At 63.3% G+C, this 501-nt stretch carries 2 protein-coding genes; both read right to left on the bottom strand.

Annotation, left to right across the window (positions count from 1 at the left end; translation table 11 throughout):
* On the bottom strand, window positions 1-196 hold a 196-nt coding region (locus tag FK268_RS24895), incomplete at its 3' end, for a hypothetical protein (RefSeq protein ID WP_205124557.1).
* A 22-nt stretch (window positions 197-218) separates the two neighbouring features.
* On the bottom strand, window positions 219-501 hold a 283-nt coding region (locus FK268_RS24615), incomplete at its 5' end, for a hypothetical protein (RefSeq protein ID WP_158636229.1).

The following is a 501-nucleotide window of genomic DNA, read 5'->3' as shown; positions in this document are numbered from 1 at the left end:
CATCGATCTGCGCCAGATAGTCGACCATGTACCCGTCACAGTTGTAGGTCTGATCGACCGCTTCACCGCTTCCGACGCGGCCCTGAAACCGTAGCCCCTGGTCCGGGGTCGTCGGTACGGCGACGAGAATTTGTGCACCGGCCGCAGTCCGGTGCAGTGAAACCTCTGGTCGGAGAAGGGGGTACAGTTCGTCCACTGGGGCGGTAGTGGTGACGGCGCTAGACATGGCTACCGATCTGCGGGGTGATCGAGTCAAACGCGCGCAGGTAGCGTGCCGTGTCGTCGAGATGCTTTCGCATCGCTTCCTGTTCGAACTCCCGCTGGGCTGACTGCGGTCCGAGCGCAAGCGTTCCAGCGACCGTCCCGACCGCAGCGTCCGCGTTAACCTCCCCGCAGATCACACAGAGGCCACAGGCGGTGCACGCTGGACAGGTCGTCACGCAGCCGACGTCGGTAAACCTGAGCGTTGCACCGTTGTTGATCACTGGGGTGGCGTTGAGG

Source organism: Tsukamurella sputi, from assembly GCF_007858445.1.
GTDB lineage: Bacteria > Actinomycetota > Actinomycetes > Mycobacteriales > Mycobacteriaceae > Tsukamurella > Tsukamurella sputi.
Note: the sequence above shows the minus strand (reverse complement) of the source record. Positions and strands in the feature narration are given on the sequence as shown.